The following is a 26,763-nucleotide window of genomic DNA, read 5'->3' on the forward strand; positions in this document are numbered from 1 at the left end:
TCCCCACCAGAAAGCGTTATTTTTATCCCCTTCAGCAGCAAAAGCTGCTGAATCACGCTACAGAAACAATTTGCGTTACAAATTTCTTACCTTTAGCAACGGTGAAACGGTTGCCTAATCAGCTATCTGCTACCAAGATAAGCCGCAGACTTCGTCATATTTTCAAGGAATACACGATGAAAAAGACGCTTATTGCGTTACTGGCTGCTGCCGCGCTATCCAGCCCGCTGTTGGCTCAAGCAACGGACGCCAGTGATATTCACAGCTTTACGCTGCAAAACGGCATGAAGATTATGGTGTTGCCCGACAGCTCCATTCCTAACGCCAACATGTATCTGTTTTGGAAAGTCGGTTCGCGCAATGAGCATCCCGGCATTACCGGAATTTCCCACTTCTTTGAACATATGATGTTTAACGGCTCCAAACACTTTGGCCCTAAAATGTTTGACCGCACCATGGAAGCCGCTGGTGGCGCCAACAATGCCTACACCACAGAAAACGTGACCGTATACACCGATTGGTTTCCTTCCAATGCACTGGAAACGATTTTTGATCTTGAAGCGGACCGCATTGCCAATCTTGATATCGATCCGAAAATGGTCGCCAGTGAGCGTGGCGTGGTTGCGTCTGAACGTACCACTGGCTTAGAAAACTCTAACTGGAGTGCGCTGCAACAACAAGTTAAAGGTGTGGCGTTCCTCGCGCATCCCTACAGCTGGCCAGTGATTGGGCACGAGTCAGATATTCAGGCGTGGACCCAGCAGGACTTGGTCGACTATCACAAAACTTACTATGCACCGAATAATGCGGTGGTAGTGATTTCTGGTGATGTCACCGAAGCACAAGTAAAAACGCTGGCCGATAAGTATTTTGCGCCTATTGCTGCGCAAACACCGCCAGCGGCCATTCGCACGGTAGAGCCGGAGCAAAAAGGTGAACGCCGTATCTTTGTTAAGAAAGAATCAGCGGCAACGCCCAATGTGATGCTGGCCTACCATGTGCCCGCCACTAAAGATGCTGACTACTACGCACTCGACCTGCTGACCTCTATTTTAAGCGACGGTAATAGCTCGCGTTTATCTCGTGCGCTAGTGGATAAACAGTTGGCACTCGATGTTGTGACTTACATGCCGATGGCGTTTGACCCTAACTTACTCTACGTCATGGGCGTAGCTGCGCCAGATGTTAGTGCCGACCAACTGACGAATGCCTTAATCGAACAAGTTGACTTGATTGCTAAGCAGGGCGTGACGCAGCAAGAGCTGGATAAAGCCAAGAATATCAAGCTGATGAACTTCTACCGCAATATGGAAACTATCGACGGTAAATCCAATACCGTGGGCACTTACGAGTTGTTCTTTGGCAGTTATCAAAAACTGTTTGATGCACCCAAAGCCTATGACAAAGTCACTCTGGCTGATATTCAGCGCGTGGCTGAAACCTATCTAAAACGTTCTAATCGTACCGTTGGCGTGTTAGCCGCCCAAGAGGAGGCCGATCAATGAGTCACTCTATTTCCTTAAAAGCCTTAGCCCTGACCGTCACCGCTATTGTCGGCCTGTCCGGCTGCCAACTGATGGGTGAAAGCCACTCTGCCAAGGTCGTGGTATCACAAGATACCGGTAAATTTGTGCTGCCAGCTTATGAGACTGTGTCTTTGGAGAACGGTTTAACCTTGATGCTGATGCCGCAAAAAGAGGTACCGCTCATTAATGTGCAGGCGGTTGTGAAAGCTGGCGCTATCGATGACAGCATTGCCGGGACTGCGGAGCTAACTGCGCAAGCGTCATTATTAGGGGCGGCCGGTAAAAGCAAACAGCAATTAGAGCAGCAGATTGACTTTCTCGGGGCAAATCTCAACGCTGATGCTGATAAAGATGGCAGCTATTTCAGCGCCGACTTTATGAGTAAAGATGCTGATGTCATGCTGGGACTACTGGCAGATGTGATGTTGCGACCAGACTTCGATGCCAGCGAATACGACAAACTTAAGCAACGCACCATCGCGCAACTGTCGCAGGCAAAACAAAGTCCTAAGTCAGTGATTGGGCGCTATTTTGCTAAGCAGATGTTTGCTGATAACCCGTATGGCAATGCGGCCGACAGTAACTCAGTCGCCGAGATCAGTCTGGCGCAAGTACAAGGCTTTCATCGCCAGAATTATCAACCGGGCAACACCGCTATCGCCGTGGTGGGTGATTTCGATGTAGCACAAATGAAGCAAAAGCTGACGGCGCTATTTGGCAATTGGCAAGGCGATTCGCTGGCCGCTACCGCAGCGCAGATGAAGCCCGTCTATGGCCCGGCAAAAAACCGCGTGCTGCTGGTAAATAAATCCGATGCCATTGAAACCACCTTTTTGATTGGCGGTTTAGGTGTGACCCGCAATAACCCGGATATGGTCGGCATTTCGGTGGTGAATACGATTTTGGGTGGTCGTTTTACCTCGTGGCTGAATGATGAACTGCGGGTGAATAGCGGTTTAACCTATGGCGCGCGTTCCGGTTTTATCAGCTATAAAAATGCCGGCCTGTTCCAAATCAGTACCTTCACCAAGGCGGCAACCACCGAGCAGGCGATAGATTTGGCACTGAAAACCTATCAACGTCTGTGGGACAAAGGCATTGATGCTGCCACGTTGGCATCTGCTAAAGCCTATGTAAAAGGGCAGTTTCCGCCAAAATACGAGACCAGCGGTGATTTAGCCGGCTTATTGGCCAACATGTATCTCTATGGTTTTGATGCGTCTTATATCAACGACTTTCAAAAGCGCGTCGACAGCCTGACGGTTGCCGATACACAGCGGTTGATTGCGCAATATTTCCCAAAAGATAAGTTGCAGTTTGTGTTGATTGGTAATGCGGCCAATATCGCGCCGATTGCGGCGAAATACGGTGATGTGACCCAAGTGGATATCAAAGCTGTTGGCTTTGGTAGCTAGGTTCGTGTAACTGTACACAAAACGCCAGCCTTCGAGCTGGCGTTTTTGTACCGCAGACTCAGAGTACCGCGTTAGAAAAAGTCACGCTCCATATCATCCAGCATCTCAATCGCTTCATCGTCATCAGCTTCTTCCAGCAGATCACGCAGGTAGTACACATTACTGTGTAGCAAAAACAGCGGGTCTTTCACTGGGCCGAGCCCGGCGCGCATATCTTGCGCTTTCTTCTCAAAATGGCGCCACAGCGCGTTATCCTGATTACCGTTTTGAATATGGGACAGCACCCTATCGAGCATGGCGTCACCTAAGGCCATGCGGTCGCCTTCGGCGTTTTCAGAATAATAGCGTTCAGTGGTATTGCTCATAAGGTATCTCCGGTGATCAGCATGCTCACAGTCTAGGCAGCACTATCCTGCATGTCTGTCAGCTAGCTGACAATTGCGGCTTTTTATCAAACGCTTACAAGGCGGCGATATGACTGAGCTGGCGGCAGTTGCATAAACGCCATTGATTACGTGACAGTTTTTGTACCAATCCCTGCCGTTGTAGCTCAGACAGCAAACTCGATAGAGTTTGTCGCGAGGTGCCAATCAACTGCGCCGTTTGTTCTGTGGTCAGCCTAAGCTCGACCAAAGGTTGCTCTGCTGGTTGCGCCACCTGTGCGAGCAGATAGCTGGCCAGTCGTGCTCGCACGTCACGAAATACTAAGTTTTCAATGGTGTCGATACAGCCCGACAGCGTCTGCGACAGTACCCGAGTAACCGCACCGGTAAGTTGCGGATGGGCCGCAGCGCGCTTAGCGAAGCTGTGTAACTCCATCACGTTGACTTGACTGGGTTCCAGCGCTTCAACAAAGGCACGGGTATGGGTGCTGTAGACATCTCCCGGTTGCAGTATCGTCAGGGTAAACAGCTTGTCGCCGTAACAGAGATAGACGCGTAAGCGGCCGCTGCGTAAGTAAAACACTTGATTCTGTTGTGACTGTGGCAAGCTGAGCAGCTCATTGTTTGCCAGCTTGCGGCAATGACAATCATCAAACAGGGTTGCCAGCTCGTGCTCGTCAGGGTGCTGAGGTTCGTTAATCTGCATCGGCGATATCTTTTTGAAAGCCACAATAGCGAACAGAGCAGCAAAGCTAATGCCAACAACTGATTTATCTAATTAATTGAAAAATAATAACTTAAGTATTATTGCAACTAAGCCAATTTAGCGTCATTGTCGTAAACCATACAAGCCCCTATTGTCGCCTGTGCTGTCAATAGGTGCGCGGCCAACATGCCGCCATGATTCACGCTAAACTTGAATGAATGTCGTGGTGACAGGAGTGTAAATGCTTCGGTCTTTGACCTTATCGCTGGCAATATTACTCTGTTGCAGTAGTGTCTTTGCCCGTGAAATTCGCTACCCCAATGTCGATAGCCTCGGTGAGTCGGCGCTCGGCTACGCAGTGCTGAAATTGGCGCTGTCTAAAGTCGACGGTGATTTCCACGTCGCGCTGGATCGCAGAAATGCCAGCGCTAAACGTATTCTGATGATGTTAGAGCAGGGCCAAATTGACGTAGTCGATGGTGGCTTTTCGATTCGCACCATGACACGCTTTCAACCTATCTATCTGCCTTTAGATATGGGGCTAACCGGTTGGCGCTTGATGGTTATTCATAAAGACTTGGCAAGCCAACTGGCGAAAGTAAACACTTTGGCTGAGTTGCGAACCTTTACTATGGGGCAGGGCGTATCTTGGTATGACGCTGACATACTCAGGCATGCAGGTTTTACGGTTAGTACCGCCCCCAGTGTGTTGAGCTTATTACGCATGGCGCGCATGAAACGCTTTGACCTATTGCCATTGGAAGCACCGGCGGTTTATCGCTTTTTAGATCGGCTCGGCGAGCATGATCAGCAACTTACCGTCGACAAACACCTAGTGCTGATATATCCCTTCGGTCGCTTTTTCTCGGTGCGACGTGATGACACTCAGTTAAAGCAAGCACTTGAGCAAGGTATGGAAGCAGCGTTGGATGATGGCAGTTTGTTGGCATTGTTGAAGACGCATCCACTGTCTCGCGACGCGTTTGAACGTGCCGATCTGGAACACCGGGTGCAAATTCGTATCGATACGCCCAATCTCACCGAAGGATTTAAGGCGATCCCGGACAAATGGTGGTATCGCCCCAACGTGCATTGAGGGAATTAGTTTATAGTGATGACTAATATTCTGTTTATCTGTAGTCGCAACAAGCTGAGATCTCCTACCGGAGAAGCCGTATTTGCCAGTGAGCCAGGGATAGCGGCCAGATCTGCGGGATTGGCGCCGGACGCAGAAGTGAGGCTGAGTTCAGAGGATATTGAGTGGGCTGATATCATCTTCGTTATGGAAAATTCTCACAAACGCAAGTTGCAGCAGGGATTCAACAACTGGGTAAAGAACAAGAAAGTCGTTTGTTTGGGAATTCCTGATAAATACGATTTTATGGATGCTGAGCTGATTGAGATTTTTAAAGCCTGTGTTCCTAAGTATCTGTAATGAAAACTCAAGTTGCGCTGATTTGGTCAATATTGTTATGTAATCTGCCGCACACAAGTGCGCGTGTCTGCTTGGCTAATCACACAATTTGTATCTGAATCAGCGATAGAATCAATCGTTTCTTATCGCTAAACCTTTTCTAAAAAACCGGGTATTATCTTTAATAACCTTACAGGATGTAAGTTTATTAAAGAGAGATGACCCATGAAAACGTCCATACTAATGCTCACAATCTCGGCGCTGAGTGTAGGATTTTCCGCCGCTGCAGAACCCATCCAAATTATTCAACCTGCCAAAATTACCGAACCTGAAAAAGTTGAGCTGGGCAAAATGCTCTACTTTGAGCCACGGTTGTCGAAATCAGGTTTTATCTCCTGTAACTCATGCCATAACTTATCGATGGGTGGGGTAGACGCAATTCCAACCTCAATTGGGGATCGTTGGCAGCAAGGGCCAATTAATGCGCCAACAGTGCTTAACGCTGACTTTATGCTGGCGCAGTTCTGGGATGGACGTGCCAAGGACTTACAGGAACAAGCGGGCGGGCCAATCGCCAATCCGAAAGAGATGGGCTTTACTCACGAGCTCGCGGTGAAAACCGTTGCTTCCATGCCAGCTTATCGCCAAAAGTTTGCCAAGGTCTACGGGTCTGAAGCGGTAGATATCGACAAGATTACCGATGCGATTGCGGCATTTGAGAAAACCTTAGTCACACCAAACAGCCCGTTTGATAAGTATTTAAATGGTGATGAACAGGCGATTTCAGCCGATGCTAAAACTGGTTATGAGCTGTTTAAATCTCATGGCTGTGTCGCTTGCCATAATGGTCCGGCCGTGGGTGGCACCTCCTATATGAAGATGGGCTTAGTCAAGCCGTTCCACACCGATAACCCAGCGGAAGGGCGTAAGGCCGTTACCGGTAAAGAGTCAGACAAGATGGTGTTTAAAGTGCCAACGCTGCGCAATATTGAGCTGACTTATCCCTACTTCCACGATGGTAGTGTTTGGTCGCTGGCGGAAGCGGTGAACACTATGTCGGAACTGCAAATGGGCCAAAAGCTGACTGAGCAGGAAACCGCGCAGATGGTTGAGTTCTTAAAAACCCTGACGGGTGAGCAGCCGCAGATCGTGTTGCCCATTCTGCCACCGTCGAATGAGACTACTCCGCTTCCTCAACCTTTTAGCAAAGGTTAACTATAAAGAAGGGCTGCTAGGCAGCCCTTCTTTATTTTTGATGTCACTATCTAACTAGCGCGCCAGCCACTCACCTTGTTGGTATTGCCACACCTGTTGCTGTTCATCCAGTTGATAGATAAACAGCCAACCGTTATTAACCAGTGAGGCCACATCCTGGTGACGATTGATGATGGTTGCAATCGCTTCTTTTGGCGCTTGAATATAGGCGCTTAAGCGCACGGGTTGATGACGATATTGTTTGCCGTCGTGTACCGACTGGGTCGATAAACCGATACGCAGATCACCCCCATTGCCTTCAAATACGCCGATATGACCGCCCACCACATTGTGCAGTAACTTATTGCCGCTACCGTATTTTTCCGGGGTGGTGACAGAAGCAAAATATTGCAGGTTAATCCAGTTCATCACCAACAGTGGCGCGGTCATGATCTTTTCCAACTGAGTGAACAGTGGATCTTCACTGACATGGTATTCATGTAAGAAGGCGCGACCATTAAAGTCGAGATTACGGGTCAGACTACGCGGTGCAATAAAGACGCCAGCGTTGTTGCACAGGCCCCATTCGGGACGCATTTGTGCCCAGCTATTAGCGCGTTTATTGAAAAAGCGCTGTGCATCCACCGCGCTGATATGCGATGCATCAAATTGTGTGCTGCGGTTCATGCGTGCTTGCTGGCTGGCGGCATATAACCATTCACGCCAAGGCGCAGTCGCGGCATCAAATACATCGAGTGCGTCAGTGGTGGTATTGTGCATCGCCGCATAAAACTGGGTATCGGCCGGTACTGTGACGCCAAATTGCGGCATGGCAGCTCTGACCTCATCATCGTTTAGCAACGATGCCAGCACTTTTACGTTCACCTCGCCGGTTTGGCCGCCGCAAGCTCCACAGTCCAGTCCGGAGGCGGTGTGGTTATTACAGGTTTGACTGCCGTGTCCTGTGAGTAATACCGTTTTGGCCAAGCGTTTAGCAATGCCCATCGCTTTGATAATGCCTGCGGCTAGCTCCGCTTTATCGGTAATCGTCAGCGGTTGTTGTTCGCGTGTCAGTTGCCATTCGGCATTGCTGCTCATGTCCTTATTGACCGGGTTGCTGGTGCCCTGTTGCAACACTACCCGTTTGAACAGACTGACCAGTTTCAGCAGACCGCCAGCCTCAACCATACCAAGGTTAGAAGAGGGCTTTTCTAAGCTATTCTGCCAACCTAGCTTAGTCAGTCGCAAAATGCGCTCTGGACGTTTGTGGGTTTGCTTCGCCACCAATGCGGGCGCCAATAAGCCCGGCAGCTGTGGTCGCAAAATACTGCCATCGTGAGTTTGATAGGCGATAGGAATGCCGAAAAAGCCAGCAAAGCCAAGGGTTTCGATTTTGTCACTCTGCGCTTCCAGCGCACGGCGCATTGGCTCAGATCGTACGTCGATGCAGAAAATTGCCTGCAGCTCGGGACGAGCGAGTTCAGCGGCGGGGGTGATCGCTTTCACTTGGTCGATCCAAGCGCTTTGCACGCTCAACTCAAGGGCGCGTTGCCACACCCACAAGGGCGCCAGCTGTTGTTTCGCCAGCTGATAATATGCTTCTACGTGGCTTGTCTGTTGGGCGATGTTTTGCTGGATAGTCGCGGCAATCTTAGGATGTTGCTGCGTGAGCCACTGCATTAATACGGTATCCCACGCCAGCAGAATTGCCGTCAGTCCCAAACTGTGCGGTACCTTCAGCGTTTGTTTGCTGAGGGTAGCTTGCCAGTCGAGCCATGCCTGCCAGCCCGCCCAGCCTGATAGCTGATGTAAGGACGCGCGCATAAAAGCGTAAGCGCCAGCTTGGTCGCACCAAGTCGCTTGCCAATGCGTGCCCACTTGCTCAAACAAAGCTTCAATATCACTTGGCAGGGCGCGGAACAAGGCGAGCAAATCGACGCCCAGCAGGGTTTTAATGCCTTTGTCGCGGGCCACCACTTCTAACCAGCTTTGATAAAGGTGCTCTCCGTTTTTGCCTTCAGCATCAAAGCGTTCAGGGTACTGATGGTACAAGGCAATGAATTGACTCACCTGCTGCACAATCTCTTGCGCCCAGCTGTGCCCCTGTTCTGAGGGAATGGCTTCATCCATCAGCATTGCCAGTGTCTGCCAGCGCACCGTGACATCACTGTCACCATGCTGAATATCTTGTTCGAGCTGGGTCGCAGATAGGGGCGAACCCAGCTCTGCTATCGCCTGAACTAAATGCTGCGATTGGATCTGCTGTCCCCATTGCTGACGAAAGTAGTTTTTGCTCATGAGTCCGGTTTCGCCAGTCAGCACCGCTTGTTCGGCGAAGGTTTGTTCAATACTGTCGTGCCGCTGCGGCCACCAAGGGTTTACCGCCACCGATTGATCCAACGGAAACGCTGGCGCAATAGATGCGGCAACCTGCTTAGCGATGTCGAAATAGGGCAGAGTGAGTTGTTGAACCATCATGATTTTGCCTCAGCATTGACATGGACTTGTGCGCTTTGCAGCGCCTGCAAGGAACTGCTTGGCCACAGTTTCAACGTTAGGCGTGTCGCCCATTCGTCGACATACGCACCCGCATTGAGCCAGATAAACAGGCTTTTAACCCAGCGGACGTGTGGCCAGTATTGCAGCGCCAGTGATAGCGCGAACAAACTAAAAAATAGCAGTGCTACAAAGCTGTCGGCATAAAAATTAAGTGGCGTGTCGAGCCCCATCAGCAGCGCTAGATGATGTTTCGCAAAGGTATATAGCGTGAGTAAACCACTGGCGAACAGCAAGGTAATCGCAATGCGTGGCAGGCTGGCGGCATCCCAGCGGGTCACACTCGGGACAATCAGGGCGCTGAGAGCAAACCACACCAATACCGTCGCGGCAAGACTGGTCATTACCGCAAACTGCCATTGGGCAATCGCGATCATTAGCAGTGAGATAGTTAACGCCAGCGTCCAGTGACGCACCTTAGGTTTAACTTCACCGGCCAGTTTTGCGGCCAGATAATGGTTAACCGTATTGCCGCTGTTGAGGAACGAGAACGACTTGTAAAAGGAGTGTGCGAATAGGTGCAGCAACGCCATCTCGTACAGGCCTAACGCGATTTCGACCAACATTAAGCCCATTTGCGAGCTAGTGGACCATGCCAGTTTTACCTTGACGCTGATGCGGGTGGTGCTGACTAAGCCAGCAATGATGGTACTTATACCCGCCAACAGTACCAGCAACCAGCAGGCAAGCGGGCTCAGCGCTAATACTGGCGCAAAGAACAGTAACAGAATACCACCTAGGTTGACGATTCCCGCGTGTAACAACGCGGACACGGGCGTCGGTGCTTCAACCACTTGAATCAGCCAGCCATGCATAGGCAACTGAGCACACTTAATCAGCGCAACCAATGCCAGTAGTACTGCGGCGAGATTGAGCTGCAGGCTGCCACTGCTCAGCGCAACTTGTTGCATTAGACGGTCGATGTTAGCGGTATGAAATTCGCTATAAAGTGCCACAAAGGCACTCGCCAACAACAACTCGCTAAAACGTGCCAGCAAGAATTTTTTGTGGGCGGCCAGTTGTGCACGCGGACGTTCTGGATAGAACAGAATTAGTCGATGTAGACAGAGACTCACACTCACCCAAGCGATCCAAAACAGTACCAGGTGGTTACTGATAATCACCAGAACCACGGCAGAAATTGTCAGCAGCAGAGCGCGCAGAAAACGGCCACGTTCAGCTTCGCCGCTGAATGCCACCCAGCTGTATCGCACAATGGTGACGCCCAGAATGGCGATCAGACCAAGTAACATCAGTTTGAGCGGTGTCACCAAAAACAAAGAAAACATGACGAGTCTCATACATTTAAACGTGATGCCATTTTGAGTGCATGTTTAAATTAAGTAAAATATATAATAAATTAGAAAACGTTCGTTTTAAGTGAACTATAATGATGAGATTGTCGTCTAGAGCCTAATCCAATGAGCCGACTAAATTACCACCATCTCTATTATTTCTGGCAGGTGGCACGCCAGGGGAATCTGACCCAAACCGCGCAGAAGTTGCATATCTCGCAGTCGGCGCTGTCCTCGCAAATCAAACAGTTAGAGCAAGCGTTAAATGTGCAACTGTTTACCCGCGAAGGTCGTAAGTTGTTACTGACCGAGAGTGGCTATCATGCACTCAACTATGCCGATGAGATCTTCAAAAATGGTGAAGAACTGGAACAACTACTCACCAGCGGAACGACCTTGCCAAGTGCGCCGATTCGCATTGGCATGCTGTCAACGCTGTCGCGTAACTTTATCGAACAGTTTATTCAGCCTCTGATTAATCAAAATGATTGCCGCTTTTCGCTGCAATCCATGAGTCAGACCGGTTTGCTCAATGCCATGGCCGAATTGCAGCTGGATATGGCGCTGACCAATATTCCGGTACGTGGTTCGCATCTGCATAACTGGCAGAGCCGCGTGTTAGCGCGGCAGCCGGTGGCGATTATCGGGCCGCCGACACTGGATTTGAGCGATAAGTTTGACCAGCGCTATCGTCAGCAGCGCTGGGTATTGCCTTACGGCGAAAACCCGTTGCGCTCGGCATTTGATGCTTTTGCTGCCCAATATCAGTTGCGGCCAGAGGTGGTGGCCGAATCGGACGATATGGCGATGTTACGTCTGCTGACTCGTGATACTGGGGCGTTAGCAGTGATGCCTGAGGTGGTAGTAAAAGACGAATTGGACCACGGCGAGCTGAAAAGCTATATGTTGCTGCCCAATGTCTACGAGAACTTCTACGCAGTGACGGCTGAGCGCCGCATCGTCCACCCTAAGCTGGGTATGTTATTGCGGCCGTTAATGTAAGCCGGTGATTGGCAAGGCCGAGCGGTAATTTAACTCGGCCTTGGGATGAGGTTAACGCGCGCCACCAAAACCATGCTGCCGCCACGCTTCATAGCTGATAATGGCGACCGAGTTGGACAGGTTAAGACTGCGGCTGGTTTCTACCATTGGAATGCGGATCCGCTGCTCAGCAGGTGTAGCGTTAATGATCTCCATTGGCAAACCACGGGTTTCAGGGCCAAATAGCAATACATCATCCGGTTGATACACGGCTTCGGTGTGCGGACGGCTGCCTTTGGTGGTGCAGGCAAAAATACGTTTGCCGGCCATGGCGTCTTTAAAGGCGTCGAAGTTCGGATAGCGTTTAACCGAGGTGAGATCGCGATAATCCAAGCCTGCACGGCGCAGTTTTTTCTCTTCTAAGTCAAACCCTAACGGTTCGATGAGGTGCAGTTGGCTACCGTTATTGGCACAGAGTCGAATGATATTGCCGGTATTCGGCGCGATTTCGGGTTCGTAAAGCGCGATATGAAACATGGATTAAGGCCGTTGACATGCAGGCCGCCGATTATAAAACCAAAGCGGCCTTGCTGTCAGGTTAAGATCAACTGATGGGCAACCACAGCGACACTTCCAGTCCGCCTTCGGGCTTGTTACGGGCAATGATGCGGCCGCGATGCGCTGTAATGGCGGCTTCGGTGATGGCTAAGCCTAAGCCCCAGCCGCCACTTTCGCGATCGCGCGCCGATTCAGGGCGATAGAAAGGTTTAAAAATCGCTTCCAGTTCCTGTTCTTCGATACCATTGCCATCGTCATCAATCACAATATTCACCTCTTGCTGCTGCAAGCGTGCGCGAATATTAATGGTGTTGTGGCTATAGCGAATGGCATTGCGCAGCAGGTTTTCAATGGCCCGCGATAACGGCTTAGGGTAGACCGCACACTCCAGCTCTTCCGGAATATCGATGCACAGCTGTTTGCCTTGCTGTGACGCCTCAAACTCACCGTCATCCAGTACCTGGCTGAGGAGTTCCTCCAGCGGCAGGTTGATTTTACTGTCCTGATGTTTGAGTTTTACCCGCGATAACTCTAGGAGCTCTGCAATCATCTGTTCCAGTTGGTCTGCTTCGTACGCGATGCGTTCTGTTTCTTCGATGGCACTGCCTTTCTTGCGTGCTAACGCCAGCGCTAACTGCAGCCGTGTCAGCGGGGTGCGTAACTCATGGGAGATATCGCCAATCAGGCGTTGCTGGCTTTTGACCATCTGCTCCACTGCATCAGCCATGAGATTAAAGGCTTTGGCGAGATCGCCCAGTTCATCGTGGCGATTTGCCGTGGCATCGGACACCCGGCTATTGAGATCGCCTCTTGCCAGTGCGTTCGCCCCTTGCTGCAGCGAATGCAGTGGCTTACCTAAATGCCACGCCAATACCGCACATAAAATCCCGGATGTGATAATGGCCAGCGCTAAGGTGAGCAGTTTATGTTCGATAAAAAAGAAGAACCATGGAATATGCCGTGGTAGATGCAGGGCGCCGTAAAGCGAGTAGTCGCCACTGGCTAACGAGACCTTCACTGGCCCAAAAAACACTTCACTCTTATGGCGAAAACTCTGTGGCTGATCCAGCTTTTTGGCATCGCGCAAAATGTGTTGCAACCCTTGTGATGCTTCTGGTGCGTTGAGCACTTGCGCATTGCTGTCGAGGACAAAAATATAGAAGGGAATAGGTTTAAATTTCTCGTGATCATCGGGCGGTGGCGTCAGGCCGTCATCGCGCGGTGCTTCTGCGGGCATGATGCCATCTAATTCTTGGCGAAACTTACGCCGAAATTTGTCGTTGATCGGATAAGGGTCGAAGCGCTGGGTAAGCCGTTCAGGGTGATCTTTTAGCTGCTCGGCGTAGCTGTAAACTTCATATTTTATCGGGTCTGGCACATCAAAGTTTTGGTGAAGTTGTTGTAATAACGGCAGTACACCGACGCAGGCAATAATCAAACTGCTACACAGCCAGAAGCCGAGTAGCAGTTTGATAAATAAACGGTTTGGAAGGAAAAAGGCCGACATTAAGGGATCCAGATATAGCCTTTACCACGAATGGTTTTGACTCGTGGGCGGCCATCGCTACGCTCAGGCAGTTTTTTGCGCAAGTTGGATAAGTGCATGTCGAGACTACGGTCAAATGGCATCAGCTTTTTACCCAGCACGGTTTCGCTGAGCTCATCCTTGGAGACCAGCTCACCCGCTTGTTGCGCCAAGGCGAACAGCAGGCCAAATTCGGTGCCAGTTAACATTAACAGTTGGTCGCTGCAAAATGCCTCTTGGCGCGCAGGGTCGAGTTTGAGATCGCCAAATTCCAGTGATGATGTTTGCTGCGCTTCTTGTGGTGCGATATTCGCACGACGAATAATGGCGCGAATGCGTGCCAGCAACTCACGATCATTAAATGGTTTTGGCAGGTAATCGTCGGCGCCAATCTCTAACCCCACCACGCGATCGATTTCATCGCCGCGCGCGGTCAGCATTAATACCGGTGTTTGCTTTTTAGTACGTAGCTCTTTGAGCACCGCAAAACCACTGAGTTTCGGCAGCATTACGTCGAGCAGAATGATGTCAAACTCTTCTGCCAACGCCAGACTTAGCCCAGTTTGTCCATCATGGGCTAATTTTAGCTCAAACCCTTCCAGTTCAAGCAGTTGTGCCAGCAGTTCGGCAAGGCCTAGATCATCATCGACTAATAAAATGCGACTCATAAAACATGTATCTCTATAAATTGCGCGCAATATGACATTAGTGAGTATACCTTGTTATCAGTCAATTGCAGTGAAGCAGTGTAAGTCTAAGTAAAGAATCACATTTTTATGATTAACTTGCTGTGATTTACAGTGTTTTACCGACGTTGGCTGCATACTTACGAATTACGGATTAGACTGAAAAATGTATCAATTGCCCCTGATGAGGAAAGTAAAATGGCACAACTAATGAAAACCGGGTTGCTAGCGCTTATCGCTGGGAGCAGCCTCTTGGCTACTGCGGTTATCGCCGAACCTGAGAAGGATATGGTCCCCCCTGCACCTCCGGCGCCTGCAGCGCAAGATTGCCCACATATGCCAGCGATGCGAGATGGCATGGGCATGGGGCATCATGGCCCAATGTGTGGCGGCAAAATGGGGCCCATGATGAAGCACGGCATAATGGGTAACCGCGGTGGCATGATGCCAATGATGATGCATGGTTTGGACTTGACCGATGCGCAGCGCGCGGACGTGCATAAGCTGCTCAAGGCGCAACATGAATCAATGCAAGCACAACGCAAAGCGCATATGGACGCAATGCAGGCGTTGCTCACCGCCAAAACATTTGATGAAGCCAAAGCAAAACAGCTATTGGCGCAAAAGCAGCAGCAACGTGAACAACACCAGCTAGCACGCTTGAAAATGCAGCAGCAAATCTACAATTTGCTGACTGATGAGCAAAAAGCCAAGTTAAAAGCGCGATTTGAGAAACATTTTGATTACATGGATGCGCCAGACGCACCCCAGCCTGAGTAATTTTTGATACCATAACGCTCATTAAAGTTGAGAATGAGCGAAAGGAATGCAACAACGGGATTACGCTTTTTGGGTAAAGCTCGCTAGCCGCGCTGCGGTCGCAACAGCAACAACGCTGATTGTGATTAAGTTGGCGGCGTGGCTCTGGTCTGGTTCCGCCAGTATGTTGGCATCGGTGACCGATTCGGTGGCTGATGTGATGGCATCATTGGTGAACTTTTTCGCCATTCGCTATGCCTTAGTTCCCGCCGACGATGACCATCGTTATGGCCATGGTAAGGCTGAGCATCTTGCGTCGTTAGCGCAGGCGGCCTTTATTCTGGGCAGTGCCTTTTTCTTGTTTTTGCATGGCGGTGATCGTTTAATTGCGCCTGAGCCTGTGCATCATGCCACTGCCGGGGTGATTGTCTCGATCATCGCGATAGTGCTAACACTCGCCTTGGTCATGGTGCAGAAAAAAGCGCTGGCCGCGACCGCAAGCACTGTGGTGGAAGCGGATGCACTGCATTATCGGTCAGATCTCTTCTTAAACTCTGCGGTGTTACTGGCTTTGGTACTTGCCGAGTATGGTTTGTGGTGGGCCGATGGCCTGTTTGCCGTTTTGATTGCGCTCTACATTGGTTATCAAGCGGCAGAGCTGGGCTATCGCTCAATTCAAGCACTGCTGGACCGCGAATTGGATGATGAAACGCGTCAACAGATTGTGCTGATTGCCACTGAATGTGAGCAGGTGTACGGTGTGCATGATCTGCGGACCCGCCAATCGGGGCAAACCTTGTTTATCCAGCTGCATTTAGAGTTGAATGGTGATCTGCCTTTGCGAGAAGCGCATCGGATTGCGGTGGATGCCGAAGACCGTATCGCGGCGGCATTTCCACACGCTGAGGTGATTATTCACCAAGACCCAGAAGACGAAGTGCCTGATACCGTGTTGCGTGAAGAGTTACCTCAAGGTTCGTAATGCATTGAAATAGCAATAAAAAAGGATGACAATGGCATCCTTTTTTATTAGTGGGACTGGCAACACCTAGTCCATCGCTAGCTCTTTCAGCTTACGGGTCAGCGTATTACGCCCCCAGCCCAAACGTTTGGCCGCTTCTTGCTTATGGCCTTGTGTATGTTCTAGCGCAGTTTCCAGCAAAATACGTTCAAACGCCGGTTGGATTTCGGTTAGCAGGTTGCTTTCCCCTTGTGACAGGCGTTGATCCAGCCACAAACGCAGCGCACTTTGCCAATCTAAACTGTTATTGCCAGCCACCGCAGGTGTACTCGGTTCTTTAAACAGCTCGGGTGGCAGATCCTGCGGCAGAATCTCTTGTCCTGATGCCATCACGGTCAACCAGCGACAGGTGTTTTCCAACTGACGCACGTTACCTGCCCAAGGCAGTTGTTGCAGTTTAGTGGCGGTTTCCTTGGTGAGAACTTTCGCTTCGACACCTATCTCTTTAGCGGCAGCGGTCAGGAAGTGACGCGCCAGCTGCGGAATATCTTCGCGTCGCTGCGACAGCGGTGGCAGATGAATGCGAATAACGTTCAGGCGATGGAACAAGTCTTCACGAAATTGCCCTTTCTGTACTAACGACTCTAAATCTTGGTGGGTCGCCGCAATAATCCGCACATCAACCCGCACTGGCAGGTGGCCGCCCACGCGATAAAACTGCCCGTCTGCTAATACACGTAACAGTCGGGTTTGTACGTCCAGTGGCATATCGCCAATTTCGTCCAAAAACAGGGTGCCACCATTGGCCTGTTCAAAACGGCCCTGACGCACATTGGCAGCACCAGTAAAGGCGCCTTTTTCGTGGCCGAACAGTTCAGACTCAATCAGGTCTTTCGGAATGGCGGCCATGTTCAATGCAATAAATGGCTGTTCACTGCGCGGACTATGCTTATGCAGCGCGCCTGCGACCAGTTCCTTACCGGTACCAGACTGGCCGTTAATCAATACGCTGATAGAGGAGCGTGATAAACGGCCAATGGCGCGAAACACCTCCTGCATTGCGGGAGCTTCACCAATGATTTCCGGGGCTTTTAGTTGTGATTCGTCCGGTGGTGGTGAATGCTCAGTCGCATGAGTTAAGGCCCGATCAACTAGCGCAATTGCTTCGTCGATATCAAACGGCTTTGGTAGGTACTCAAAGGCTCCGGCCTGATAAGCGCTCACGGCACTGTCCAGATCTGAGTGTGCCGTCATGATAATGACCGGAATGTGCGGGAAGTGGGTATTGATGCGTTCCAGCAAGGTTAGCCCGTCAGTACCAGGCATACGGATATCAGACACGATCACTCTTGGCTGCGATATTTGCAATGCATCCCAAAGTGATTCAGCCGCGGCAAAGGTCGCACAGCTGATTTTGGCTCCTCGCAAAGCACGCTCTAATACCCAACGTATAGAGCTGTCATCGTCGAGAATCCACACTTGTTCACTCATTTTGCTTCCTCTCTGTTAGCCCTGTGATGCTTCCTGCTCACGATTAATTGGCAGGGTTAAAGTAAATTCGGTATGACCTGGGGCGGAATTACAGTCGATACGGCCACCGTGCAAACGCGCGATGTTATGCGCAATCGACAAGCCCAAACCATTACCATCTTTTCTGCCTGTTACCATCGGATAAAACAGAGTATCGACCAATTCTGGGGCGATACCTGGGCCATCATCGATAATTGACAGTACGAGTGCCAACTTATGGCGCACGGCGCCGATGGTGACCTGATGTGCGGTGCGAGTGCGGATCAAAATATCGCCAGAACGACGTTGCTCCAGCGCCTGCACGGCGTTCTGCACAATGTTCAAAATAGCCTGTTGCATCTGATCTTCATCGATAGGCAGATCGGGAATCGATGGATCATAGTCCTGCCGCAACTGAATATGCCGCGGCAGGGTCAGATTGAGCAGGTTGATCACTTTCTGGATCACCATATGAATATTGATCACCTTGTGCTGCGAAGGCTTTTGCGGCCCTAACAAGCGGTCAACTAAGCTTCGCAGACGGTCTGCCTGTTCAATGATCAGTGTGGTGAACTCTTTTAAATGCTCATCTGAAAGTTCACGCGATAGCAACTGCGCTGCACCACGCAAACCACCCAAAGGGTTCTTAATCTCGTGTGCAAGATTACGTACTAAAAATTGCGCTGCTTGTTGCTGTGCATCGAGCGTCAGCTGCTGATGAATCCGACGTTGTTGATCAACCTGACGTAATTCAATAATACTCAGTGCCTTTTCAGTCGTGACTTCAAGTGGTACCAAGGTGAGATCGACAGTGTGATGCTGGCCGTCGAGCGTCAGCAGTTGTGTGGTATTAACTGTTAACCCTTGGTGTTCTTGCACAGCACTGCGCAATACCTTGGGATCGATCGCCAAGGTTTGTATAAGGTCAGTCAGCGGTTGCTCTATCAGCTTGTGGCTTGATACGCCTAACAGCTGCTCAGCGGCCGCATTGGCATAGCTCGCTTGCAAATCGGCGTCGATAACCAACACCGCCGTGACCAGATGATTAAGCAGGGTATTAGTGTCCATCTGTCATTCCTGAATCAGTTGCACCATAATGGTGCACTATTCTGGTGCAACCCGCAAGCGGCGTGCTAGGGCTTATACTTTAGTCGAAATCGTTATATATTGTTGATTTTTATAAACTTAGATTTCTATTTTCTGATACTAGGTGCCGCAATTGCCGGTTTTATCAGTCCAGCTTGGTGCATATAAATAGTGATAGCAGAGCTAGATGCAAGGACTTTGCCGTTTTGCTGAATTACCTTAGCAACAATCTGGTGCTGACCTCGTTCAATACCATGCAACTGGAATACAGGTGCCGCTTGCGCTTCGGTGGTGGCAACACCATCGATGTAGAGTTGCAGATAGTGACCGCTGGCAAGGTTAGGAGACACTTCGACACTCACAACTAATTCGCCGGGGTTGCTGCGAATAGTGGCATCGTGTTCAGGTGACGTGATTTGTAGTTGGTACTGGATGGCAGGTTGCTCAGTCTTGGCGGTGGGCTCACCAATATTGAGCGGCTTAGGCACAGGGATCGCCACGCTATTTTGTGTATTCTGATTTAGCTCCACCACTTCAGCATTTGGATGTGGTTGGTCGGTGAAATGCACTTTGCCATCTTTATCGACCCATTTGTAGATAGCTGCTTGCGCTGCAATCGAAAATAGAGCTAATACTATCAACACGTTACGCATGGTCATTATTCCATTATGCCTAGTCCTCTCAATATAGCGTATTTTTTGCGCTAAGAGTATCAGCTCGGTGCGATACTATGCTCGAGAATGGTTTGGCTCATCTCTAGGGTGATGTTTTTATGCTCACCTAGTTGGGTCATGCCGCTACGTGCTAGGTTATCGAGTACCGGCTGCAGATCATTGGCATTAATGTCGTAATCACGTAGCCAAGTGCGCAGGCCCATCTGTTCAAAAAATTCCCGGGTTTTACTGATAGCTGCCGCAATCTTGTCATCATCGTTACCATCGCACAGTTGCCACACACGTTCGGCGTATTGCAGCAGCTTGTCGCGTTTGGCATCGCGAAACATCTGCAGCAAAGTTGGCAACACAATTGCCAGAGTGACCGCATGGTCGAGGCCAAAAATCGCCGTTAACTCATGGCCAATCTTATGAGTCGCCCAATCTTGGGGCACACCGGAGCAGATCAAACCGTTATGGCACAGGGTGGTTGCCAGCATCAGATTGGCGCGTATGTCATAGTCGTGCGGATTCGCCAACGCTTGTGGGCCCGTGTCTTTGAGCGTGATCAGCAGGCTTTCGGCAAAACGGTCCTGTACCGCCGCGTTAACGGGAAAAGTTAGGTACTGCTCGCAGACATGAATAAAGGCATCGACGACGCCATTAGCCAGTTGTGTCGCAGGCAGACTGTAGGACTTTTCCGGATCCAAAATCGCAAACTGCGGGAACACTTGCGGATTGCGGAATGAACGCTTGGCTTGAATGCTGTAACGGCTAATGACGCTGCCGTTGTTATTCTCTGAGCTGGTGGCAGGGAAGGTTTGTACCACACCAACTGGCAACGCGGCATTGATATGCTTGCCGTAGGTTTCTAAGATTTCCCATGGTTCGCCCTGGTAGCAGGCCGCGGCGGCCACAAACTTGGTGCCGTCGATGACGGAGCCGCCGCCGACTGCAAGCAAAAAGCCGATATTCTGTTGTTTAATCAACGCAACTGCTGGCATCAACTGGTCATAGTCAGGATTCGCCTGAATACCATTAAATTCAAACAGTGCATAGTCACTGAGCGCTGCGCGTACTTCGGCTAACGTGCCATTTCGTTCGGCACTTTGGCCGCCATAGAGAATAAGCACTTTGGTATCGGCTGGGATCAGCTTAGGCAGTTCGTTAATACTGCCTTTGCCAAATACCAGTCGGGTTGGATTGTAAAATTGGAAGTTGTACATACTGCTATTCCGTCGGGTGATGGCGTATGTCCGGCTCCTGCATAAGAGAAAAAGGACGTTGCCAATTAAGCCACTGATAAAGTTCGGCAATGTCTTGCATCAGCCAGTGATGCAGTTGATCAGCACAAGGTAGCGGTTGTGCCAGCATTGACCAGCGAGGATGCATACGCTGTTTGAACAAGGGCATCCAAGCACTGAGTTGTTGCGCGAGGCTGCTGAGTTCGCCGCGTTGCTGCTGGCGGGCGACCACCACCAGCGTACAGTGAAGCGTCAGCCCAAGCCAGAGGAAACTCTGCCAGTCGGCGAGTTCCCGTTGCGACATATTGGGTTCGAGGCGCATATAACTGACTTCTTGTCCCAATTGCCGCAGCGCGCGGTGCGCCTGCCAACGCAGGGCTCGGTTGCGCTGCCCCTGAGCCAATTGCTGCAGCCATTGTTGTTCCAGATCGATAAAACTGAGCACGTAGCTGTCGATCCAGCGGCGCGTCCAGCTCGGGATAAACAGGTGCATAGCGAGAAAAGCAATCAAGGCACCAGTGAGTGTGTCGATAGTACGGTACAGTGCGATCAAGGGATCTGAAGGCAACAGCAAGGTGATAGCAAAGACCATCAATACCGTGACCCAAAATACGTGGATTTCGTAGCGCGCTTTGTAATAGGTAGCAAAGGCAAGAAATACGACTACGCAGGTAGCTGGCAGCAGCCAGACTCCTGTGCCGAGATACCAGACCAAGCCCAGCGATACTAATGAGCCGATAAGCGTGCCATATAGACGCCCCCAAATGCGCGCCTGCAGTTGTCCCAACGGCGCTACCATTAGCACGATAAAGGCGGTTAGCGTGACCCAAAAACCTTGCGGTAGTTGCAGTAACTCAACCACGAGTTGGCAGATTGCCAAGGTAAACAAAATACGTAATCCATGATGCCATTCGCGCGAGCCTTTCTTCAGTGCTAAACGCCATTGGCTGACAATACTTTCATGATCAGACGGCCAAATCAGTGACAATAATTGACGCCATTCATCATCGAGCGGCGCCGAGAGATCTTGCGCGCGCTGCATCTGCTGCTCCACGGTTTGCAGAATACGCTGGTATTCCTCAATCATCGGCACTTCTGGCAAAGCGTCCCCCTGCTTAACGTAGGCGTGCCAATTTTCGGCAAACTGCAGCAAATATTGCTGCAGTTGAAATTGCGCCTCGCCGCTAGACATCTGCTGCACTCGACCAATTTCTTCCATTGCTTCAATTAGTTGTAACACTGTACGCAACTGCTTGGCGATCTGTTCGACTTCTTCAGTATCCGGCATTTCCAGCAGCCAGTGAGACAACACAGCAATGCTGTCGTCGAGCTGTTCTCGCCTTGCGAGTCGTTGACCCACATTGCTTGCCACAGAATGGTGCAACATATCGCACCAATGGCCAAAGGCGAGTTGTACCTTGCTAAGCAGCTGTTGCCCTTGACGTACACTCAGCCACGGCCCAGCAATCACTGCAGAAATCATCGCCAGCCAGCTACCAAAAGCGGTGGAAATTAGTACCATCTGCCAACTGCTGCCGTTATCCAGCAGATGCAAGGCGCAGATAAGTGAGAAACCCGCGTTATAAGTGAGTAGCTGAATGTAACGGCGTTGGTTGGAGCACAAGCCATAGAGCAAGCCGATGGCGCACAAAAGCGCCACCCCAAGCAGATGGTGATACAGACTGAGCAGTGACAGCGCCGCGGTAACACAGCACACCGTGGCTGATTTGCTTAGTAATTCAAAGCGTTTCGGATAAGCAAGGTTACGCCCTTGCACGCCGACTAACCAAGCTGACACCATCGCATTAACCCCAGCGGTGGTATTTCCTAAAAATGCAAAAAATAGCAGCCCGACCATCATAGGTAGGCCAATACGCAGTCCTTCTGGCAGATCGGCGCGATCTGGCAGCCACTGGACTAAGCGATGTAATCTTTGAGCGAACATGTAATAGGTATGCTGAGGAAGCGAAAAGTAAGAATCACAATGTTACGGCCTTGCAGGTTACGGCACATTGTCACCGCAGAGAAGATTTGAACTGGCTCACAGTTTTTCGCTGGCTGAGCTGCCGTTTTCATCTCGACAAAAGTAGAGCCCCAGACCTAAGTCTGGGGCTCTTTTCTTTTTATAGTCACCGGTGGCTTGACTCACCGACGATTGCAGGGCAATCGATTACAGGCTGTAATATAGTTCAAACTCAAGTGGGTGAACTGTGCGGTTGATTTTCTCAGCTTCTGCAGTTTTCAGTGCGATGTATGAATCGATGAAGTCATCAGTGAATACGCCGCCTTTAGTCAAGAACTCACGGTCAGCATCCAGTGCTGCCAGTGCTACGTCCAGAGACTCAGCCACTTGTGGGATTGCTGCAGCTTCTTCAGCTGGCAGATCGTACAAGTCTTTATCCATAGCATCGCCTGGGTGGATCTTGTTTTGGATACCATCCAAACCAGCCATCATCAGTGCAGAGAACGCCAAGTATGGGTTCGCCATTGGATCTGGGAAGCGAGTCTCAATACGACGTGCTTTTGGTGATGGTACTACTGGAATACGGATAGAAGCACTACGGTTACGTGCTGAGTAAGCCAGCATTACTGGCGCTTCGAAGTGAGGTACCAGACGTTTGTAAGAGTTGGTGCTTGGGTTGGTGAATGCGTTCAGCGCGCGAGCGTGCTTGATGATACCACCGATGTAGTACAAACAAGTTTCAGACAGACCACCGTATTTGTCACCAGCGAACAGGTTCACACCGTCTTTCGCCAGAGATTGGTGCACGTGCATACCTGAACCGTTGTCACCCATGATAGGTTTTGGCATGAAGGTAGCAGTTTTGCCATAAGCGTGTGCCATGTTGTGCACAACATATTTCAGGGTCAGGATTTCATCTGCTTTTGAAGTCAGAGTGTTGAAACGTGTAGCGATCTCGTTTTGACCAGCAGTTGCCACTTCGTGGTGGTGAGCTTCAACCACTTGACCCATCTCTTCCAATACCAGACAGGTCGCACTGCGCCAGTCTTGTGAAGAGTCAACTGGTGGTACTGGGAAGTAACCGCCTTTAACAGTAGGACGGTGGCCAGTGTTGCCATCTTCGTATTCGTTAGCTGAGCTCCAAGCGGCTTCTTTAGCGCCAACTTTGTAGAAGTTGCCTGACATGTCTGAGCCGAAGCGTACATCGTCAAACAGGAAGAATTCTGGTTCTGGGCCAATCAATACAGTGTCAGCAATACCGGTAGACTTCAGATATTCTTCCGCTTTTTTAGCGATAGAACGTGGGTCACGGTCGTAACCTTGCATGGTTGCTGGTTCGAGGATGTCACAACGGATGATCGCTGTGGTTTCTTCGAAGAATGGATCCAGTACGAAAGTATCTACGTCTGGCATCAGTACCATGTCTGATTCGTTAATGCCTTTCCAGCCAGCGATTGAAGAGCCGTCAAACATTTTACCATCTTCAAAGAAGTCGGCATCTACTTGATGGGCAGGAACAGAAACGTGCTGTTCTTTACCTTTGGTGTCACAAAAACGCAGATCAACAAATTTTACTTCCAACTCTTTTAGTTGGTTCAGTACCGATTCAACTGACATTCTAAAGCCTCCGGATAGGGTATAGATTCGGCCCTTAGTTTACTTGGTGTAAGTTCAACGACTGGCGCTATCTTCAATTTCAAGGCCAATAACGAGCCAGAATCGTGCCAGCTTTTTAACACGCTGATATACAAGGGCATGTTCAAATTTGGGGCAGGTTTACAAATCTTATTTGCACTTATTTGGTGCTTTATCGCTCCGAAATGGTGCAAAAATTTGGTTTTGTGGTGTTATTCCGGCTTTATGAAGTTCCATCAGAATGCCGGTGTTCCTGTCATCCCCTCGTCAGCTAGATTAGATGGGCACGGTTACTAAATCAACAGGATCGGCAACGTAACTTCAAAATCATTGTAGATTCTGAAATAAAACGGCCTTTTAAATTTTATGAGATCTAGATCAAAGTTTTTTCTGTTCAATATTATCTTTGTCGAATAGAGCTGTATCAGCAGGCGCAACAAGGTTCTGTGCCAACATAAGTACGCGAACAATTCGATTTGTATGATGTAGTAATGCCCCACAATGGTGATTGTTGCTCCACAAGCGAGAGAAACAAGTTTGTGGGTTATTGGGTGTCGTCTAAATAGTGAATGAGGGCGGACCACTCCATCGGTTTAGCGTAGAAATAGCCCTGAATCATATGCACGCCCATCTGTTTCAGTGTATCTGCCTGCCAGCGATGTTCGACACCTTCTGCGACCACATGTTGGCCTAAACGGGCGGCAATACGTAGCACGGCTTCAATGATAATGGCGCCTTTAGTATCGAGGTTATCCACGAAGGATTTATCAATTTTAATGGCGTTCGTGGTCAGTTCCAGTATCGAGGCTAGCGACGAATAACCGGTACCGAAGTCGTCGATGGAAACCATGAACCCCATGTCCTGTAGCTGCTTAATTTTATTGAGTAGCAGGTTTTTCTCTAGGCTAAATGCCGATTCAGTGATCTCTAAATTGATATATTCCGGTTGTGCGCGACTGTTGCGCAGCAGTGAGGCGACCATGTCGGTAAAATGGTCATCTTGAAATTGGATCAAGGAGACGTTAATGCCCATGATCATGCCGGGGTGCAGTGCATTGAGTTTCTTTGAGGCGGCAAAGGCTTGCTGTAATACCCAAGCGCCAATCGACTTGATCATGCCGTTTTGTTCGGCAATCGGTATAAATTCAGCGGGTGAAATCAGTTCACCATCAATACGCCAGCGCAGCAGAGCCTCCATCGACACAGGCTTTTCCGTTTTCGTCGAAATCAGCGGTTGATACACCAAAAACAGTTCATTGTGTTCAACCGCACGCGCAAGCTTATTGCGCAGCCATACCTCGCGGCTGAGTTTCTCCGCTAACGCATCATTGTAAAAAGCAACGCCGCCGGGGTCGCTGTTCTTACGGTCATACATGGCGATATCTGCATGCTGAATTAACTGCTCGGCAGCTTCGCCGTGTTGTGGGTGCAGCGCAATACCGATAGAGGTACTGACGTTTAGTTCACCATCATTAATATGGTAAGGCTTACCAATCAAACGGATCAGTTGTTCAGCATATTCAGCTAAATGCGGCAGTTGATTAAAAGGCACCGCCACCAAGAATTCATCTCCGCCCCAGCGACATAGGCTAATCGCGTCGCCGCAGAAACTACTGATGCGCTCTGCCACTTCAATGAGCACTTGGTCACCGGCGCGATGGCCGATATTGTCATTGATGTCTTTAAAATGGTCTAAATCCATAAACAGCAGTGCGATCTTGGTTGTCTGCCGATTGGCTTTACTTGTTAAGGCGCCATTTAATTGGGCTAAAAATGCGCTTCTGTTGAGCAGGCTGGTGAGCGGGTCTAGGTTAGACAACTCATAGATCTTTTGTGTACGTACCTGCACCTGCTGCTCCATCTCTTCAAGCAACAGCTTGTTTTCATTTTTGAAGTGAATGGCATCGACAGTGAATTGGTGGGCGCGGTAGCTATTGAGCATTGTGGTGATACAGAATGCGAGCCCGACTAGCCCCATGATAAAGGGAATTTTATTGCCATCGCTAATTAATAGCAGCGAGTAGGGCACGATAAGAATAACGGGATAAATAAGTGCGGATTTACGGTCCGCGCACAGTGCATTGGAGGCACCGGCCGCCATCACAAATACAATGATGGTCATCGCCGATACTTCAAAAATATCCGCCCCATGGTAGAAATACAGTGTGTAAAAGCACCATAAACTGGCGTTGAGCAATACGCCAACGCAGAACAGGCTATTGGTTTGCGTAGGTCTTGCTTGCCGTTGTTGTTTCCAACGGACGAGGTCCATCGCTCTAAAGGCCACTACCAGTAGCATGGTTGCAAACCATGCCAGCTTAGCACTCTGTACCTCTTCTCTGGCAAAGCCAAATACCAAGCAGGTCGCCGCCGCCAGATTCATAAACAGTCCAGAATAGAGGCTTTTGTAGAGTAACGACGAGGTATCTAGCCGATATAACGCTTTCAGACGAGCACTATTCATCCATGAGTCATCCGTGCAGTACAACAAGATGGGTATCCTGCACAAACTAGTAGTTGCGCGCCATAAATTCAAGTCGAGTTTCAGAACGCTGTTTTTCCACGATTTTTTTAGCGCGTTAGCTCACATAACGGGGCTTTTTGACGGCATTATTTAGGTCAATATGTCGCGCTGTAAGCTTGTCCTAACAGCAACTAATTGGCTAAGCAATAGACAAAGTAATATGAATGCAGCATTCCGCAGTGTATAATCG

General features: G+C 49.9%; 22 protein-coding genes. 8 read left to right on the forward strand and 14 right to left on the reverse strand.

From position 1 onward, the window contains the following. Positions 1–176 precede the first annotated feature (176 nt). Together HR45_RS09340 and HR45_RS09345 are read left to right on the forward strand one after the other, a co-directional pair. A complete protein-coding gene (locus tag HR45_RS09340; RefSeq protein ID WP_037442224.1) occupies positions 177–1,505 on the forward strand; it encodes a M16 family metallopeptidase in 1,329 nt (442 codons plus the stop codon). Further along, complete coding sequence (locus HR45_RS09345; protein ID WP_037442226.1) at positions 1,502–2,941, forward strand: M16 family metallopeptidase; 1,440 nt, start codon at positions 1,502–1,504, stop codon at positions 2,939–2,941. The genes HR45_RS09340 and HR45_RS09345 overlap by 4 nt, the downstream gene beginning before the upstream one ends. A gap of 71 nt (positions 2,942–3,012) precedes the next feature. Here the strand turns inward: HR45_RS09345 and cowN are convergent, their stop codons facing one another. Both cowN and HR45_RS09355 read right to left on the reverse strand, forming a co-directional pair. Next, on the reverse strand, positions 3,013–3,306 hold the full coding sequence (gene cowN, locus HR45_RS09350; RefSeq protein WP_037442228.1) for a N(2)-fixation sustaining protein CowN: 294 nt from the start codon (positions 3,304–3,306) through the stop codon (positions 3,013–3,015). 94 nt (positions 3,307–3,400) lie between these two features. Next, positions 3,401–4,030, reverse strand: a complete 630-nt coding sequence (locus HR45_RS09355) for a Crp/Fnr family transcriptional regulator (protein WP_052074640.1) — start codon at positions 4,028–4,030, stop codon at positions 3,401–3,403. A gap of 241 nt (positions 4,031–4,271) precedes the next feature. On the opposite strand from HR45_RS09355, the gene HR45_RS09360 reads away from it, so the two are divergent. The 3 genes from HR45_RS09360 to HR45_RS09370 all read left to right on the forward strand — a co-directional run bounded on the left by HR45_RS09360 (position 4,272) and on the right by HR45_RS09370 (position 6,659). Beyond that, on the forward strand, positions 4,272–5,126 hold the full coding sequence (locus HR45_RS09360) for a substrate-binding periplasmic protein (protein ID WP_037442230.1): 855 nt from the start codon (positions 4,272–4,274) through the stop codon (positions 5,124–5,126). An 18-nt stretch (positions 5,127–5,144) separates the two neighbouring features. Next, the gene (locus HR45_RS09365) at positions 5,145–5,465 is read left to right on the forward strand and encodes a low molecular weight protein tyrosine phosphatase family protein (RefSeq protein ID WP_037442231.1); all 321 of its coding nucleotides are present in this window, start codon (positions 5,145–5,147) and stop codon (positions 5,463–5,465) included. Between the two features lie 204 nt (positions 5,466–5,669). After that, positions 5,670–6,659 carry a cytochrome-c peroxidase gene (locus HR45_RS09370; protein ID WP_052074641.1) on the forward strand — a complete coding sequence of 330 codons (990 nt, stop codon included), beginning with the start codon at positions 5,670–5,672 and terminating at the stop codon, positions 6,657–6,659. 54 nt (positions 6,660–6,713) lie between these two features. Here HR45_RS09370 and HR45_RS09375 read toward each other — a convergent pair whose 3' ends face one another. Continuing rightward, the gene (locus tag HR45_RS09375) at positions 6,714–9,116 is read right to left on the reverse strand and encodes a putative inorganic carbon transporter subunit DabA (RefSeq protein ID WP_052074642.1); all 2,403 of its coding nucleotides are present in this window, start codon (positions 9,114–9,116) and stop codon (positions 6,714–6,716) included. Next, entirely contained in the window at positions 9,113–10,483 is a 1,371-nt protein-coding gene (locus tag HR45_RS09380) for an NADH-quinone oxidoreductase subunit L (protein WP_037442235.1), read from the reverse strand. The genes HR45_RS09375 and HR45_RS09380 overlap by 4 nt, the downstream gene beginning before the upstream one ends. 132 nt (positions 10,484–10,615) lie before the next feature. Here HR45_RS09380 and HR45_RS09385 point away from each other — a divergent pair, with 132 nt between their 5' ends. Further along, on the forward strand, positions 10,616–11,491 hold the full coding sequence (locus HR45_RS09385) for a LysR family transcriptional regulator (RefSeq protein WP_037442237.1): 876 nt from the start codon (positions 10,616–10,618) through the stop codon (positions 11,489–11,491). Positions 11,492–11,542: 51 nt separating this feature from the next. Here the strand turns inward: HR45_RS09385 and HR45_RS09390 are convergent, their stop codons facing one another. The 3 genes from HR45_RS09390 to HR45_RS09400 all read right to left on the reverse strand — a co-directional run bounded on the left by HR45_RS09390 (position 11,543) and on the right by HR45_RS09400 (position 14,221). Next, positions 11,543–12,007 (reverse strand): tRNA (cytidine(34)-2'-O)-methyltransferase, encoded by a 465-nt coding sequence (locus HR45_RS09390; RefSeq protein ID WP_037442239.1) that lies wholly within the window; start codon positions 12,005–12,007, stop codon positions 11,543–11,545. 67 nt (positions 12,008–12,074) lie between these two features. Beyond that, positions 12,075–13,535: an ATP-binding protein gene (locus HR45_RS09395; protein ID WP_037442241.1), complete on the reverse strand. Its 1,461-nt coding sequence runs from the start codon at positions 13,533–13,535 to the stop codon at positions 12,075–12,077. Then, positions 13,535–14,221, reverse strand: coding sequence for a response regulator (locus HR45_RS09400; protein WP_037442243.1), 687 nt, complete (start codon positions 14,219–14,221; stop codon positions 13,535–13,537). Before HR45_RS09400 ends, HR45_RS09395 begins: the two co-directional genes overlap by 1 nt. A gap of 216 nt (positions 14,222–14,437) precedes the next feature. On the opposite strand from HR45_RS09400, the gene HR45_RS09405 reads away from it, so the two are divergent. Further along, on the forward strand, positions 14,438–15,019 hold the full coding sequence (locus tag HR45_RS09405; protein ID WP_052074643.1) for a Spy/CpxP family protein refolding chaperone: 582 nt from the start codon (positions 14,438–14,440) through the stop codon (positions 15,017–15,019). 46 nt (positions 15,020–15,065) lie between these two features. Continuing rightward, positions 15,066–15,980 (forward strand): cation efflux pump FieF, encoded by a 915-nt coding sequence (fieF, locus tag HR45_RS09410; RefSeq protein ID WP_052074644.1) that lies wholly within the window; start codon positions 15,066–15,068, stop codon positions 15,978–15,980. A gap of 66 nt (positions 15,981–16,046) precedes the next feature. On the opposite strand, the gene glnG is transcribed toward fieF, so the two are convergent. The 7 genes from glnG to HR45_RS09445 form a co-directional block, all read right to left on the reverse strand. Further along, positions 16,047–17,450 (reverse strand): nitrogen regulation protein NR(I), encoded by a 1,404-nt coding sequence (gene glnG / locus HR45_RS09415; RefSeq protein WP_037442245.1) that lies wholly within the window; start codon positions 17,448–17,450, stop codon positions 16,047–16,049. Between the two features lie 15 nt (positions 17,451–17,465). Beyond that, positions 17,466–18,536 (reverse strand): nitrogen regulation protein NR(II), encoded by a 1,071-nt coding sequence (gene glnL / locus HR45_RS09420; RefSeq protein WP_037442247.1) that lies wholly within the window; start codon positions 18,534–18,536, stop codon positions 17,466–17,468. A gap of 125 nt (positions 18,537–18,661) precedes the next feature. After that, positions 18,662–19,207 (reverse strand): DUF4124 domain-containing protein, encoded by a 546-nt coding sequence (locus HR45_RS09425; RefSeq protein ID WP_037442249.1) that lies wholly within the window; start codon positions 19,205–19,207, stop codon positions 18,662–18,664. A 59-nt stretch (positions 19,208–19,266) separates the two neighbouring features. Next, positions 19,267–20,433 (reverse strand): iron-containing alcohol dehydrogenase, encoded by a 1,167-nt coding sequence (locus tag HR45_RS09430; RefSeq protein ID WP_037442250.1) that lies wholly within the window; start codon positions 20,431–20,433, stop codon positions 19,267–19,269. 4 nt (positions 20,434–20,437) lie between these two features. Further along, a complete protein-coding gene (locus HR45_RS09435; RefSeq protein ID WP_037442252.1) occupies positions 20,438–22,396 on the reverse strand; it encodes an FUSC family protein in 1,959 nt (652 codons plus the stop codon). A 225-nt stretch (positions 22,397–22,621) separates the two neighbouring features. Continuing rightward, positions 22,622–24,031 carry a glutamate--ammonia ligase gene (glnA, locus tag HR45_RS09440; protein ID WP_037442254.1) on the reverse strand — a complete coding sequence of 470 codons (1,410 nt, stop codon included), beginning with the start codon at positions 24,029–24,031 and terminating at the stop codon, positions 22,622–22,624. A gap of 562 nt (positions 24,032–24,593) precedes the next feature. After that, positions 24,594–26,513 (reverse strand): putative bifunctional diguanylate cyclase/phosphodiesterase, encoded by a 1,920-nt coding sequence (locus HR45_RS09445; protein WP_037442256.1) that lies wholly within the window; start codon positions 26,511–26,513, stop codon positions 24,594–24,596. Positions 26,514–26,763: the final 250 nt, after the last annotated feature.

The organism is Shewanella mangrovi (assembly GCF_000753795.1).
In the GTDB taxonomy this organism is placed as follows: domain Bacteria; phylum Pseudomonadota; class Gammaproteobacteria; order Enterobacterales; family Shewanellaceae; genus Shewanella; species Shewanella mangrovi.